The 15,074-nt window shown below is 57.5% G+C and carries 9 protein-coding genes; all 9 read left to right on the top strand.

The window, feature by feature from the left end:
- Window positions 1-192: 192 nt before the first annotated feature.
- The 9 genes from OTG14_RS12940 to bamB all read left to right on the top strand — a co-directional run bounded on the left by OTG14_RS12940 (window position 193) and on the right by bamB (window position 15,025).
- Entirely contained in the window at window positions 193-5,145 is a 4,953-nt protein-coding gene (locus OTG14_RS12940) for an alpha-2-macroglobulin family protein (RefSeq protein WP_267215164.1), read from the top strand.
- A 1-nt stretch (window position 5,146) separates the two neighbouring features.
- Entirely contained in the window at window positions 5,147-7,471 is a 2,325-nt protein-coding gene (gene pbpC / locus OTG14_RS12935) for a peptidoglycan glycosyltransferase PbpC (protein ID WP_267215163.1), read from the top strand.
- Between the two features lie 156 nt (window positions 7,472-7,627).
- Entirely contained in the window at window positions 7,628-8,059 is a 432-nt protein-coding gene (gene ndk / locus OTG14_RS12930) for a nucleoside-diphosphate kinase (protein WP_003860625.1), read from the top strand.
- A gap of 169 nt (window positions 8,060-8,228) precedes the next feature.
- On the top strand, window positions 8,229-9,395 hold the full coding sequence (rlmN, locus tag OTG14_RS12925; RefSeq protein ID WP_014171168.1) for a dual-specificity RNA methyltransferase RlmN: 1,167 nt from the start codon (window positions 8,229-8,231) through the stop codon (window positions 9,393-9,395).
- A gap of 293 nt (window positions 9,396-9,688) precedes the next feature.
- Window positions 9,689-10,702 (top strand): cytoskeleton protein RodZ, encoded by a 1,014-nt coding sequence (rodZ, locus tag OTG14_RS12920; protein ID WP_248273264.1) that lies wholly within the window; start codon window positions 9,689-9,691, stop codon window positions 10,700-10,702.
- A gap of 26 nt (window positions 10,703-10,728) precedes the next feature.
- Window positions 10,729-11,847: a flavodoxin-dependent (E)-4-hydroxy-3-methylbut-2-enyl-diphosphate synthase gene (gene ispG, locus OTG14_RS12915; RefSeq protein ID WP_023308814.1), complete on the top strand. Its 1,119-nt coding sequence runs from the start codon at window positions 10,729-10,731 to the stop codon at window positions 11,845-11,847.
- A gap of 80 nt (window positions 11,848-11,927) precedes the next feature.
- On the top strand, window positions 11,928-13,202 hold the full coding sequence (gene hisS, locus OTG14_RS12910) for a histidine--tRNA ligase (protein WP_267215162.1): 1,275 nt from the start codon (window positions 11,928-11,930) through the stop codon (window positions 13,200-13,202).
- Between the two features lie 13 nt (window positions 13,203-13,215).
- Window positions 13,216-13,836: a YfgM family protein gene (locus tag OTG14_RS12905; RefSeq protein ID WP_248273266.1), complete on the top strand. Its 621-nt coding sequence runs from the start codon at window positions 13,216-13,218 to the stop codon at window positions 13,834-13,836.
- Between the two features lie 10 nt (window positions 13,837-13,846).
- Window positions 13,847-15,025 carry an outer membrane protein assembly factor BamB gene (bamB, locus tag OTG14_RS12900; RefSeq protein ID WP_024908654.1) on the top strand — a complete coding sequence of 393 codons (1,179 nt, stop codon included), beginning with the start codon at window positions 13,847-13,849 and terminating at the stop codon, window positions 15,023-15,025.
- Window positions 15,026-15,074: the final 49 nt, after the last annotated feature.

The raw sequence follows: 15,074 nt of genomic DNA, 5'->3' as shown, positions 1-15,074 counted from the left end.
AAAAACAAATGACGCGAAAGGTTACATGTGACGTTATGTGCTGTGATCGCGGTTCCATCACGGCGTAGCGGCGTGATGTCATTCTGCGAGGCGCTTTCCAGATTCTAAAATTGGACTTTTTGAATTAATGAAACTTGCGGATAATACTTATCCGGACGACGACCAACAGGCTCCATGGGCCAGGGACAAAGGATGAAACCGTTTCGCTTAGCCGCGCTCTCTCTTGCGCTGCTTACCACGTTTACGCTTGTCGGCTGTGATAACAGCGACGATAAATCTCAGGCTGCGGCTCCCGCGGCATCCACCGCATCCACACCGAAAGCCGCGGAAAAGCCAAATGCTGAAACGCTGGCTAAGCTCGCCGCCCAGAGCCAGGGAAAAGCGCTGACCCTGCTGGATGCCTCTGAAGTTCAGCTCGACGGTGCCGCCACGCTGGTACTGACATTCTCGGTTCCGCTGAATCCCGATCAGGATTTCGCGAAAACGGTGCATGTCGTGGACAAAAAAAGCGGCAAAGTTGACGGGGCGTGGGAGCTGGCGCCTAACCTGAAAGAGCTTCGCCTGCGTCATCTGGAGCCCAACCGCAACCTGGTCGTCACCGTTGAACGGGGCCTGCAGGCGTTGAACAAGGCGACGTTCGGCATTGATTATGAGAAAGCCCTGACCACCCGCGACGTTGAACCCACCGTTGGTTTTGCCAGCCGCGGCTCGCTGCTGCCGGGTAAGGTGGTGGAAGGTCTGCCGGTGATGGCGCTCAACGTCAACAATGTTGACGTCAACTTTTACCGCGTGAAGCCTGAATCGCTGGCCTCTCTTGTCAGCCAGTGGGAGTACCGCAACTCGCTGACCAACTGGGAGTCCGATAACCTGCTGAAGATGGCGGAGCTGGTTTACACCGGTCGATTCGATCTTAATCCGGCGCGCAATACGCGCGAAAAATTGCTGCTGCCCCTGAAGGATATTAAACCGCTCCAGCAGTCTGGCGTTTATATTGCGGTCATGAACCAGGCCGGGCACTACAACTATAGCAACGCCGCGACGCTCTTTACCTTAAGCGATATTGGCCTGTCCGCTCACCGTTATCATAATCGCCTGGACATCTTCACCCAGAGTCTGGAGAACGGTGCGGCGCAGTCTGGCGTCACCGTCACCCTGTTGAACGATAAAGGGCAGACGCTTGCCGAAGCGAAAAGCGACGGCGATGGCCACGCAAAGCTTGAGACCGACAAAGAGGCCGCGCTGATCCTGGCCAGTAAAGACGGCCAGACCACGCTGCTTGACCTCAAGCTGCCGGCTCTTGATCTGGCGGAGTTTGATATCGCAGGGAGTCCGGGCTACAGCAAGCAGTTCTTTATGTTTGGCCCACGCGATCTCTACCGCCCGGGCGAAACGGTGATCCTCAACGGCCTGCTGCGCGACAGTGACGGTAAGCCACTTCCCGATCAGCCCGTGAAGCTTGACGTGCTGCGTCCGGATGGACAGGTCGCGCGTACCATCGTCGTCAAGCCGGAGAACGGTCTCTATCGCTTCAACTATCCGCTGGACAGCGGGGCGCAGACCGGCATGTGGCATATCCGCGCCAACACGGGCGATAACCTGCAGCGTCTGTGGGACTTCCACGTCGAAGACTTCATGCCAGAGCGCATGGCGCTCAACCTGAGCGGACAAAAAATGCCGGTTTCACCGCAGGATAACGTGGACTTTAACGTGGTCGGCTATTACCTGTATGGCGCTCCGGCCAACGGTAACTCTCTGCAGGGCCAGCTCTTCCTGCGTCCGCTGCGTGACGCGGTGGCCGCGCTGCCGGGCTTCCAGTTTGGTGATATCGCCGAAGAGAATCTGAGCCGCAGCCTGGATGAAGTACAGCTTACGCTGGACGAGCAGGGACGTGGGCAGGTTACTACCGAAAGCCAATGGAAAGAGGTGCACTCTCCGCTGCAACTGATCCTGCAGGCCAGCCTGCTGGAGTCGGGCGGTCGTCCGGTGACGCGTCGTGCTGAGCAGGCCATCTGGCCCGCAGCGGAATTGCCGGGTATTCGCCCTCAGTTCGCCAGTAAAGCCGTTTACGACTACCGCACCGATACGACCGTCAACCAACCGATTGTTGATGAGAACGGCAACGCCAGCTTCGACATCGTGTATGCCGATGCTAGCGGCGCGAAAAAGGCCGTTTCCGGGTTACAGGTTCGTCTGATTCGCGAGCGTCGGGACTACTTCTGGAACTGGTCTGAGAGCGAAGGCTGGCAGTCTCAGTTCGATCAGAAAGATCTGGTCGAAGGTGAGCAGGAGCTGACGCTTAAGGCCGATGAAACGGGTAAAGTCACCTTCCCGGTGGAGTGGGGCTCTTATCGTCTGGAGGTGAAAGCGCCTGATGAGATGGTCAGCAGCGTGCGCTTCTGGGCGGGGTACAGCTGGCAGGATAACAGCGACGGCACCGGCGCGGCACGCCCTGACCGTGTGACCTTGAAACTGGATAAGCCAGCCTATCAGCCTGGCGACACCATCAACCTGCACATTGCCGCGCCAGCCGCAGGCAAGGGCTATGCGATGATCGAGTCCAGCGAAGGGCCGCTGTGGTGGAAAGAGATCGACGTACCGGCAAACGGACTGGATCTCGCTATCCCGGTCGACAAGGCCTGGAAGCGTCACGACCTCTACCTGAGTACACTGGTGGTACGTCCCGGAGATAAATCCAAATCCGCCACGCCGAAACGCGCGGTCGGCCTGCTGCATCTGCCGATGGGTGACGAAAATCGCCGCCTGAATATTGCGCTCGATAACCCGCAGAAAATGCGTCCAAACCAGACGCTCTCGGTGAAGGTGAAAGCCAGCGTGAAAGAGGGGGCCGTGCCGCAGAAGGTGAATGTCCTGGTATCGGCGGTGGACAGCGGCGTGCTGAATATTACCGATTACGTCACGCCGGATCCGTGGCAGGCTTTCTTTGGTCAGAAGCGTTACGGCGCGGATATCTACGATATTTACGGCCAGGTCATTGAAGGGCAGGGCCGTCTGGCCGCGCTGCGCTTTGGTGGCGATGGGGATGAACTGAAGCGCGGCGGCAAACCGCCGGTGAACCACGTCACCATCATTGCCCAGCAGGCGCAGCCGGTCACGCTGGATGCCAACGGGGAAGGCACGATTACATTGCCGATTGGAGACTTCAACGGTGAGCTGCGTCTGATGGCGCAGGCCTGGACGGAAGAGGATTTCGGCAGCAGCGAAAGCAAGATTATTGTGGCCGCGCCGGTCATTACCGAGCTGAATACCCCGCGCTTCCTGGCAAGCGGAGATACCTCGCGGCTGACGCTGGATATCACCAACCTGACCGACAAGCCGCAAACGCTGCACGTTGCCCTGACCTCTACCGGCAAACTGGTGCTTGAAGGCGCACAGCCGCAGCCGGTTCAGTTGCCGCCAGGTGCGCGCAGCACGCTGTTTATTCCGGTACGCGCACTGGAAGGCTATGGTGACGGTGAAGTGACCGCGCAGGTGACCGGCCTGCAGCTTCCGGGCGAGACTTTCGCACCGCAGCAAAAGAGCTGGAAAATCGGCGTGCGTCCGGCGTTCCCGGCGCAGACGGTCAATACCGGTGCCATGCTGAACCCTGGCGAATCGTGGACCGCACCGGCGCAGCATAGCAACGGCTTCTCTCCTGCCACCCTGCAGGGGCAACTGTTGCTGAGCGGCAAACCACCGCTCAACCTGGCGCGCTATATTCGTGAACTGCAGGCCTACCCGTACGGATGCCTGGAGCAAACCACCAGCGGACTGTTCCCGTCGCTCTACACCAACGCGGCGCAGCTTACTGCACTTGGCATCAAGGGCGACACCGATGACAAGCGCCGTGCAGCGATTGATATTGGCATCTCCCGTCTGCTGCAGATGCAGCGTGAAGACGGCGGGTTCGCGCTGTGGGATAAAAACGGTCCGGAAGAGTACTGGCTGACGGCCTACGTGACCGACTTCCTGGTGCGCGCGGGCGAGCAGGGTTACAGCGTGCCTGCAGATGCAGTGAATAACGCCAATAGCCGCCTGCTGCGCTATCTGCAGGACCCGGGCATGATGTCCATTCGCTATAGCGACGATACTCAGGCCAGCAAGTTCGCTGTGCAGGCCTATGCCGCACTGGTACTGGCACGTCAGCAAAAAGCGCCGCTGGGCGCGCTGCGTGAAATCTGGGATCGTCACGGACAGGCGGCTTCCGGTCTGCCGCTGATGCAGCTGGGCATGGCGCTCAAACTGATGGGCGATGCGCCGCGCAGCCAGCAGGCGCTGGACCTGGCACTTAAAACGCCGCGTAACGACAGCAAAAACTGGATGGCCGATTATGGCAGCCAGCTTCGCGATAACGCGCTGATGCTCTCTCTTCTCGAGGAGTACAAGCTGCTGCCGGATGCGCAAAATACGCTGCTGAATGCCCTGTCTGAACAGGCCTTCAGCCAGCGCTGGCTGTCAACGCAGGAGAGCAACGCGCTGTTCCTGGCAGGACGTTCGCTGCAAACCTTGTCCGGTACGTGGCAGGCGAAAACCTCTCTGTCTGAGACAGCATCAGGCGGCGATAAGTCACTGGTGCAAAACGTGAACGGCGACGAGCTTGGCGCGCTGCAGGTCACCAATACCGGAACGACACCGCTGTGGGTCCGCCTTGATAGCACCGGTTATCCTGACTATGCTCCTCAGCCGAGCTCGAACGTGCTGCAGGTTGAACGTCATATCCTGGCAACCGATGGCAGCAGTAAATTGCTCTCTTCCCTGAAGAGCGGCGAACTGGTGCTGGTGTGGCTGGAAGTTAAAGCCAGCCAGAACGTGCCGGACGCGCTGGTGGTGGATCTCCTCCCTGCGGGTCTGGAGCTGGAAAACCAGAACCTGGCAAGCAGCAGCGCCAGCCTGCAGGACAGCGGTAGCGAAGTGCAGAACCTGCTCAGCCAGATGCAGCAGGCGGATATTCAGCATATGGAATTCCGCGATGACCGCTTTGTGGCTGCCGTGCCGGTAAACGAAGGTCAGCCGGTCACGCTGGTCTATCTGGCCCGTGCCGTGACGCCAGGAACCTACCAGGTGCCGGTGCCGATGGTCGAGTCTATGTATGTGCCGCAGTGGCGGGCAACGGGGGCGGCCAGCGGCCCGCTGATTGTTGTTCCGTAATATGCGAATGGCACGTCTGACACGCTCCCGCTGGCTGTGGCTGGCGGGAGCGCTTCTCGTTTTATGGGGGCTGATTGTCGCCGCCGACCGCCTGTGGCCGTTACCGCTGAAAGAGGTTAACCCCGCCCGGGTGGTGGTGGATGAGAAGGGCACGCCGCTGTGGCGCTTTGCGGACAGCGACGGGATCTGGCGCTATCCGGTGACGATCGAAGAGGTCTCTCCCCGTTATCTTGAGGCGCTGATCCAGTACGAAGATCGCTGGTTCTGGGATCACCCCGGCGTAAACCCGCTCTCTGTCCTGCGCGCCGCCTGGCAGGATCTCAGTTCTGGCAAAGTCGTCTCTGGCGGCAGTACGCTGACCATGCAGGTGGCACGCCTGCTGGACCCGCATCCGCGTACTTTTGGCGGCAAAATTCGTCAGCTCTGGCGTGCGATGCAGCTGGAGTGGCACCTCTCTAAACGCGACATCCTGACGCTCTATCTCAACCGCGCGCCGTTTGGCGGTACGCTGCAGGGCGTGGGTGCGGCAAGCTGGACGTATCTGGGCAAGCCGCCGTCGCAGCTCAGCTATTCCGACGCGGCGCTGCTGGCGGTGCTGCCGCAGGCACCCAGTCGTTTACGCCCGGATCGCTGGCCTGAACGGGCCGAAGCGGCGCGCAATAAAGTGCTCGACCGCATGGCGACGCAGGGCGTCTGGTCCGCGAAGCAGGTCAAAGAGTCCCGTGAAGAATCGGTATGGCTGGCGCCCCGACAGATGCCGCAGCTGGCGCCGCTTTTTGCACGCATGATGCTCGGTAAAAGCCGCGACACGAAAATAGTCACCACGCTGGATGCCGGGCTACAGCGGCAGCTGGAAGAGCTGGCGATGAACTGGAAATCTCGCCTGCCGGCACGCAGCTCGCTGGCGATGATCGTCGTGGATCATACCGATATGAAAGTGCGAGGCTGGGTCGGATCGGTGGATATTAACGATGACAGTCGTTTTAGCCACGTGGATATGGTCAATGCGATCCGATCCCCGGGATCGGTGTTGAAGCCCTTTATCTACGGTATGGCACTGGACGATGGCCTGATCCATCCCGCCTCGCTTCTTCAGGACGTTCCCAGAAAAACCAGTGATTATCGCCCCGGGAATTTTGACAGCGGGTTCCACGGGCCGGTCAGCATGAGTGAAGCGCTGGTGCGCTCCCTCAACCTGCCTGCCGTTCAGGTGCTGGAAGCCTACGGACCAAAACGATTTGCCGGTATGCTCAGTAACGCAGGTTTGCCGCTGATCCTGCCCGCGGGGGCACAGCCGAATCTCTCCCTGATCCTCGGTGGAGCAGGCGCGCGGCTGGCAGATATCGCCGCTGCTTACAGTGCCTTTGCCCGACACGGTAAGGCGGGACGGCTGCGTTTACAGCCGGGCGATCCGCTGACAGAACGTCCGCTGTTATCACCTGGCTCGGCGTGGATTATTCGCCGTATTCTGGCCAATGAAGCGCAGTCGCTGCCGGATAATGCGCTACCCCAGGTTGCGCCGCTGGCGTGGAAAACCGGTACCAGCTACGGCTACCGTGATGCCTGGGCCATCGGTCTGAATGCCCGCTACGTGATCGGCATCTGGACCGGACGACCGGACGGCACGCCCGTGGCGGGACAGTTTGGGTTTGCCAGCGCGGTTCCGCTGTTAAACCAGGTCAATAACCTGCTTCAGTCGCGCTCAACGGTAGACGAAGCCCGCCTGCCTCGCGACCCGCGTCCGGAGAGCGTCGGGCGGGGCGTGATCTGCTGGCCGGGCGGCCAGTCGCTGCCGGAAGGGAGTGAAAACTGTCGGCGTCGCCTGTCGACCTGGCTGCTGGAAGGGAGTGAACCGCCCACGCTGCTCTTGCCGGAGCAGGAAGGCATACGCGGCATTCGTTTCCCGGTCTGGCTGGATAAAACGGGTAAGCGTGTGGCGGCAGATTGCCCTGATGCAACTGAAAAAGTCCTGGATGTCTGGCCGCTGCCGCTGGAACCGTGGCTGCCCGCAACCGAGCGTCGCGCGGTACGGATCCCGCCTTCATCAACAACCTGTCCTCCGCTGTCGCAGGACGCACCTGCGCCACTCATCCTGACAGGCGTGCGCGAAGGGGCCGTTATCAAACGTCTCCCGGGTGAATCCCGCGTTTCGCTGCCGCTTCAGGCGACCGGCAACAGCGGTGAGCGCTGGTGGTTTTTGAACGGTGAACCGCTGAGTGTGAAGGGAAGGATTTACACATTACAGCTTGATAAGTCGGGCGATTATCAGTTACTCGTTATGGATGAGACCGGGCAGGTCGCGACGGTGAATTTTACGCTGCAGTGATCTGAAAACAGCTTTCAGATGTGAGCTGTTGCTAAAACTCGTCTTATTTTAAAAAAATGTTACCTGAATCCATAGGCAATGGCGCTATTGCTCATTATAATCCGCGCCACACCATACTCAGGTATGCAAAACAACAGAACATTGACAGAGGTTATCATGGCTATTGAACGTACTTTTTCCATCATCAAACCAAACGCGGTGGCAAAAAACGTTATTGGCAGCATTTTCGCTCGCTTTGAATCTGCAGGGTTCAAAATTGTTGGCACCAAAATGCTGCACCTGACCGTTGAGCAGGCGCGCGGCTTCTACGCTGAGCACGAAGGTCGCCCATTCTTTGACGGCTTGGTGGAGTTCATGACCTCCGGTCCAATCGTGGTATCCGTGCTGGAAGGCGAAAACGCCGTACAGCGTCACCGCGACCTGCTGGGTGCAACCAACCCGGACAACGCGCTGGCCGGTACTCTGCGCGCTGACTATGCGGACAGCTTCACCGAGAACGGCACCCACGGTTCTGACTCTGTTGAATCTGCTGCACGCGAAATCGCTTTCTTCTTCGCAGAAGGCGAAGTGTGTCCACGTACCCGTTAATTTAACGGTTTCGTTTACACATTATTTTCGTAAATGCCGCGTCCAGACGTGGCATCCCTGCGCCAGACTTTGTACAATGCAACGCCCCGGACGAGCAGACTGCTTTCCGGGGCGTTTCTATTCAACCCTCCATGGGCCATAACGTGTAACAACGAGGCCGGAAAATATTATGTCTGAACTAGTGAATACCTCCGAAGTCGCCATTCCTGCGGTTCCCAATAAAAATGGAAAAATCAACCTGCTGGATCTGAACCGTCAGCAGATGCGCGAGTTCTTTAAAGAGATGGGCGAAAAGCCGTTTCGTGCCGATCAGGTCATGAAGTGGATGTACCATTACTGCAGCGACAATTTTGATGACATGACTGACATCAACAAGGTCCTGCGCAACAAGCTCAAAGAAGTGGCTGAAATCCGCGCACCGGAAGTGGTGGAAGAGCAGCGCTCCGCAGATGGCACCATCAAATGGGCGATTGCGGTCGGCGATCAGCGCGTTGAAACTGTCTACATCCCGGAAGAAGACCGCGCCACGCTGTGCGTCTCCTCTCAGGTTGGCTGTGCGCTGGAGTGCAAATTCTGCTCAACCGCGCAACAAGGCTTTAACCGTAACCTGCGTGTTTCAGAAATTATCGGTCAGGTCTGGCGTGCCGCGAAAATCGTGGGCGCGGCAAAAGTGACTGGCACGCGTCCTATCACCAACGTGGTGATGATGGGGATGGGTGAGCCGCTCCTGAACCTGACCAACGTCGTTCCGGCGATGGAAATCATGCTGGATGACTTTGGCTTTGGTCTGTCCAAGCGTCGCGTCACGCTGTCTACCTCAGGCGTTGTGCCTGCGCTGGACAAGCTTGGCGACATGATTGACGTTGCGCTGGCGATCTCCCTGCACGCGCCAAACGATGAAATTCGTGACGAAATTGTGCCGATCAACAAAAAGTACAATATCGAAACCTTCCTCGCTGCCGTACGTCGCTACCTGGAGAAATCCAACGCCAACCAGGGCCGCGTGACCATCGAGTACGTGATGCTGGATCACGTCAACGACGGCACCGAGCATGCGCATCAGCTGGCTGAACTGCTGAAAGATACGCCGTGCAAAATCAACCTGATCCCATGGAACCCGTTCCCGGGCGCGCCGTATGGCCGTAGCTCGAACAGCCGTATCGACCGTTTCTCCAAGGTGCTGATGGAGTATGGTTTCACCACCATCGTGCGTAAAACCCGTGGTGATGACATTGATGCCGCATGCGGACAGCTGGCAGGTGATGTCATTGACCGTACTAAACGTACCCTGCGTAAACGCATGCAGGGCGAGACGATCGCGGTTAAAGCTGTTTGATTATTATGCACTCGCGGCGCATTATCTGCGCCGTGAAGCATAACCTTACTGAATAATCAGTCAGATTCGTGATGACTGATCAATAATTACGGTGCGTTTCATTCGACTTTCGGGCAGTATGTAACGACGTAACAACAGTTTAGCCGTACGGGCAGGGCTGTACTGTCATCTCCGGGCTGACAGTCTTATACTCTCTGTTCAAGGTTAACTGACCAGAAGTTTCGCGGTGCGGGTGGCATTGTGACTCACCGGCGCCTGAACCCTTATTTTTCACGTACCAGTAGTTGTAGCGAATGAATACTGAAGCCACTCACGACCAACATGAAGCACTCTCCACTGGCGTTCGTCTTCGCAACGCCCGTGAACAACTCGGACTCAGCCAGCAAGCCGTTGCGGAACGCTTGTGCCTGAAGGTTTCCACGGTTCGCGATATTGAAGAAGATAAGGCGCCTGCCGATCTGGCTTCAACGTTCTTGCGCGGTTATATCCGCTCTTACGCAAAACTGGTGCACATCCCCGAAAACGAATTACTGCCAATGATGGAGAAGCAGGCGCCGGTCCGTGCAGCAAAAGTTGCGCCGATGCAGACCTTCTCCTTGGGGAAACGTCGTAAAAAACGTGATGGCTGGCTGATGAGCTTTACCTGGCTGGTGCTGTTTGTGGTCATCGGTCTGACCGGTGCATGGTGGTGGCAAAACCACAAGGCGCAACAGGAAGAGATCACCACCATGGCCGATCAATCCTCCGCCGAACTCAACCAGGCCGGAAGTGAGAACGGCCAGAGCGTGCCGTTGAATACCGACGGTGCAGCTTCCTCCAGCGAGCCACAGACCGCAGCGCCAGACGCGTCGGCGACCGGTGCAGCACAGACCCCGGTAGCAACGGCTAACACCGCTGCGCCGCAGGCTCAGGATCAAAACGCGGTTGTTGCCCCTTCTCAGGCGAATGTTGATACGGCGGCGAACGCGCCTGCGGCTACCCAGCCTGCAGACAATAGCGCAGCGACTCTGCCAACCAGCCCGGCGGGTACGGCGACAGCAGCCGATCCCAACGCGCTGGTGATGAACTTCAGCGCCGACTGCTGGCTGGAAGTAACTGACGCGACAGGTAAAAAACTGTTCAGCGGCCTGCAGCGCAAAGATGGCACGTTAAACCTAACCGGCCAGGCTCCTTATAAACTTAAAATCGGCGCTCCGGCAGCGGTACAGATCCAGTATCAAGGAAAACCTGTCGACCTGAGCCGCTTTATCAGAACTAACCAGGTTGCACGTCTTACCGTTAATGCCGAACAATCAGCAGCACAGTAACAGACGGGCAACGCGGGAGATTTTTCATGCATAACCAGGCTCCGATTCAACGTAGAAAATCGAAACGGATTTACGTTGGGAATGTGCCAATCGGCGATGGGGCACCTATCGCCGTTCAGTCGATGACCAACACGCGCACCACCGATGTGGAAGCGACGGTCAATCAAATCAAAGCATTAGAACGTGTAGGCGCGGATATTGTTCGCGTCTCCGTCCCAACCATGGATGCCGCTGAGGCGTTCAAACTGATCAAACAGCAGGTCAGCGTTCCGCTGGTGGCTGATATCCACTTCGACTACCGCATCGCACTGAAAGTGGCCGAATACGGCGTCGATTGCCTGCGTATTAACCCGGGCAACATCGGTAACGAAGAGCGTATCCGCATGGTCGTGGACTGCGCCCGCGATAAAAATATTCCTATCCGCATCGGCGTTAACGCCGGTTCCCTGGAAAAAGATCTTCAGGAAAAATACGGTGAGCCTACGCCGCAGGCGCTGCTCGAATCCGCGATGCGCCACGTCGATCATCTCGATCGTCTCAACTTCGATCAGTTTAAAGTCAGCGTAAAAGCGTCCGATGTGTTCCTTGCCGTAGAATCTTACCGCCTGCTGGCAAAGCAGATCGACCAGCCTCTGCACCTCGGGATCACCGAAGCGGGCGGCCTGCGCAGCGGCTCTGTAAAATCCGCGATCGGTCTGGGGCTGCTGCTCTCTGAAGGGATCGGTGACACCCTGCGCGTCTCGCTGGCGGCCGATCCGGTCGAAGAGATCAAAGTCGGTTTCGATATTCTGAAATCACTTCGTATTCGCGCGCGTGGGATCAACTTCATTGCCTGCCCAACCTGTTCACGCCAGGAGTTCGATGTGATCGGGACGGTGAATGCCCTGGAGCAACGTCTGGAAGACATTATCACCCCGATGGACGTTTCCATCATCGGTTGTGTGGTAAACGGTCCGGGTGAAGCACTGGTGTCCACCCTGGGCGTAACCGGCGGTAACAAGAAAAGTGGTCTCTATGAAGATGGCGTTCGTAAAGATCGTCTGGATAATAGCGACATGATCGACCAGCTTGAAGCCCGCATCCGCGCCAAAGCCGCCATGATGGACGAAACACAGCGTATCAGCGTTCAGCAGGTTGAAAAATAACGTGATGGGAAGCGTGCCGCTTCCCATGTATGATTGAACCCATTCTTTGGGTTTTTTTTGTATATAGAAAGAGAATAAACGTGGCAAAAAACATTCAAGCCATCCGCGGCATGAACGATTATCTGCCTGGCGAAACCGCCATCTGGCAGCGCATTGAAGGCACACTGAAGCAGGTGCTCGGCAGCTACGGTTACAGCGAAATCCGTTTGCCGATTGTAGAGCAGACCCCGTTATTCAAACGCGCGATTGGTGAAGTCACCGACGTGGTTGAAAAAGAGATGTACACCTTTGAGGACCGCAACGGCGACAGCTTGACCCTGCGTCCGGAAGGTACGGCGGGCTGCGTACGCGCCGGCATCGAACATGGTCTTCTGTACAATCAGGAGCAGCGCCTGTGGTATATCGGCCCGATGTTCCGCCACGAACGTCCTCAGAAAGGTCGTTATCGCCAGTTCAATCAGCTGGGTGTGGAAGTCTTTGGTCTGCAGGGCCCGGACATCGACGCCGAACTGATTATGCTGACCGCCCGCTGGTGGCGTGCGCTCGGTATCGCCGATCACGTTTCCCTTGAACTGAACTCTATTGGTTCTCTGGAAGCTCGCGCTAACTACCGAGATGCGCTGGTTGCGTTCCTGGAACAGCATAAAGAGAAGCTGGACGAAGACTGCAAGCGTCGCATGTACAGCAACCCGCTGCGTGTTCTGGATTCCAAAAACGCGGATGTTCAGGCACTGCTGAACGATGCGCCTGCGCTTGGCGACTACCTGGATGAAGAATCTCGCGAACACTTCGCGGGCCTGTGCAAGCTGCTTGAAGCGGCAGGCATCGCCTATACCGTGAACCAGCGCCTGGTGCGCGGTCTGGACTACTACAACCGTACCGTGTTTGAGTGGGTGACCACGAGCCTCGGCTCTCAGGGCACCGTATGCGCGGGCGGCCGTTATGACGGTCTGGTTGAGCAACTTGGTGGTCGCGCAGCGCCTGCTGTGGGCTTTGCTATGGGCCTTGAGCGACTTGTTTTGCTGGTTCAGGCAGTTAATCTGGAATTTAAAGCAGAATCCGTTGTCGATATATACCTGGTGGCCTCAGGCGCGGAAACGCAGTCTGCGGCGATGCAGCTTGCCGAACGCGTGCGCGATGCGCTGCCGGGCGTTAAGCTGATGACCAACCATGGCGGCGGCAACTTCAAAAAACAGTTTGCTCGTGCCGATAAGTGGGGCGCAAGTATTGCACTGGTGCTGGGCGAGTCCGAAGTGGCTAACGGCGAAGTGGTGGTGAAGGACCTGCGCTCTGGTGAGCAGACAACGGTAACGCAGGACGGCGTTGCGGCGCACTTGCGCACACTATTGGGCTAAGGAGAAGGACTGCGTGGAAATTTACGAGAACGAACACGATCAGGTCGACGCGATTAAACGCTTCTTTGTTGAAAACGGCAAAGCGCTGGTTGTTGGGGTTATTTTAGGTGTCGGTGCGCTGGTGGGCTGGCGTTACTGGAACAATCATCAGGCAGATTCTGCGCGCGACGCGTCCCTGTCCTATGAAAATACCGTGAGCGCAATTCGTGCCGATCAGCCGCAAACGCTGACGGCGGCAGAGAAATTTGCGGCTGACAACAAAAACACCTACGGTGCACTGGCTGCGCTGGAAGTGGCTCAGCAGTACGTTGATAAGAACGAACTGGATAAAGCCGCTGCTCAGCTCTCTCAGAGCCTTGCTGCGGCCAGCGATGATAACCTGAAAGCGGTGATCAATCTGCGCCTGGCACGTATTCAGGTTCAGCAGAAGAAAGCTGACGATGCGCTGAAAACGCTCGATACCATCAAAGGCGAAGGTTTTGCTGCCATCGTTGCCGATCTGCGCGGTGAAGCACTGCTGAGCAAAGGTGACAAAGCGGGCGCGCGTAAAGCGTGGCAAGCTGGCGTAGAGAGCAATGCTTCACCTGCGCTGAGCGAAATGATGCAGATGAAAATAAATAATTTGTCCGTCTGAGAGGGACCCGATGCAATTGCGTAAATTACTTCTGCCAGGACTGCTTTCTGTTACGTTATTGAGTGGTTGTTCACTGTTCAGTGGCGAAGAAGACGTTGTGAAAATGTCCCCACTGCCGACGGTTGAAAACCAGTTTACCCCATCCACCGCGTGGGATGTCTCCGTGGGCAGTGGGATTGGTGATTTCTATTCCAACCTTCATCCGGCCTATGCAGACAGCGTTGTCTATGCCGCTGACCGCAAAGGTACCGTGAAAGCGGTGAACGCCGATGACGGAAAAGAAGTGTGGTCCGTTAACCTGGCGGAAAAAGACGGCTGGTTCTCCCGTAAGCCTGCACTGCTGTCTGGCGGCCTGACCGTTGCCGGTGGCCACGTCTACGTGGGCAGCGAAAAAGCGCAGGTTTATGCCCTGAACAGCAGCGACGGCTCCATTGCCTGGCAAACAACCGTAGCGGGTGAATCCCTGTCTCGCCCGGTGGTGAGCGACGGCCTGGTGCTGATTCATACCAGCAACGGCCAGCTGCAGGCGCTGAACGAAGCGGACGGTCTGGTGAAATGGACCGTTAACCTGGATATGCCAGCACTCTCTCTGCGCGGCGAATCCGCTCCGGCTACCGCATTTGGCGCTGCCATTGTGGGCGGTGACAACGGTCGCGTGAGCGCAGTGCTGATGCAGCAGGGCCAGATGATCTGGCAGCAGCGTATCTCTCAGGCCACTGGCTCAACGGAAATTGACCGTCTGAGCGACGTAGACACAACGCCGGTCATCGTTAACGGTGTGGTTTACGCGCTGGCCTATAACGGCAACCTGACCGCGCTGGATCTGCGCAGCGGCCAGATCATGTGGAAACGTGAGCTGGGCTCTGTGAACGATTTCATCGTTGAGGGTAACCGTATCTATATGGTTGACCAGAACGACCGTCTGCTGGCTCTGAGCACCGAAGGCGGCGTAACGCTGTGGACGCAAAGCGACCTGCTGCACCGTCTGCTGACCTCGCCAGCGCTGTACAACGGTAGCCTGGTTGTGGGCGACAGCGAAGGGTATATGCACTGGATCGATCCGGATAACGGCCGCTTTGTTGCACAGCAAAAAGTCGACAGCTCTGGTTTCCTGACCGATCCGGTTGTGGCCGATGGCAAGCTGCTGATTCAGGCAAAAGACGGCACGCTGTACGCGATCACGCGTTAATTACCCGGCGGTTGTAGTATACTAAACGGCTCCTGTTCACTCAGGAGCC

It is taken from the genome of Enterobacter pseudoroggenkampii, assembly GCF_026420145.1.
GTDB classification, from domain to species: Bacteria; Pseudomonadota; Gammaproteobacteria; order Enterobacterales; family Enterobacteriaceae; genus Enterobacter; species Enterobacter pseudoroggenkampii.
Note: the sequence above shows the minus strand (reverse complement) of the source record. Positions and strands in the feature narration are given on the sequence as shown.

Coding starts and splice junctions, on each gene's coding strand:
- ispG (WP_023308814.1), top strand. CDS start 10,729: ATGCATAACCAGGCTCCGATTCAACGTAGAAAATCGAAACGGATTTAC.
- pbpC (WP_267215163.1), top strand. CDS start 5,147: ATGCGAATGGCACGTCTGACACGCTCCCGCTGGCTGTGGCTGGCGGGA.
- bamB (WP_024908654.1), top strand. CDS start 13,847: ATGCAATTGCGTAAATTACTTCTGCCAGGACTGCTTTCTGTTACGTTA.
- OTG14_RS12940 (WP_267215164.1), top strand. CDS start 193: ATGAAACCGTTTCGCTTAGCCGCGCTCTCTCTTGCGCTGCTTACCACG.
- rodZ (WP_248273264.1), top strand. CDS start 9,689: ATGAATACTGAAGCCACTCACGACCAACATGAAGCACTCTCCACTGGC.
- rlmN (WP_014171168.1), top strand. CDS start 8,229: ATGTCTGAACTAGTGAATACCTCCGAAGTCGCCATTCCTGCGGTTCCC.
- ndk (WP_003860625.1), top strand. CDS start 7,628: ATGGCTATTGAACGTACTTTTTCCATCATCAAACCAAACGCGGTGGCA.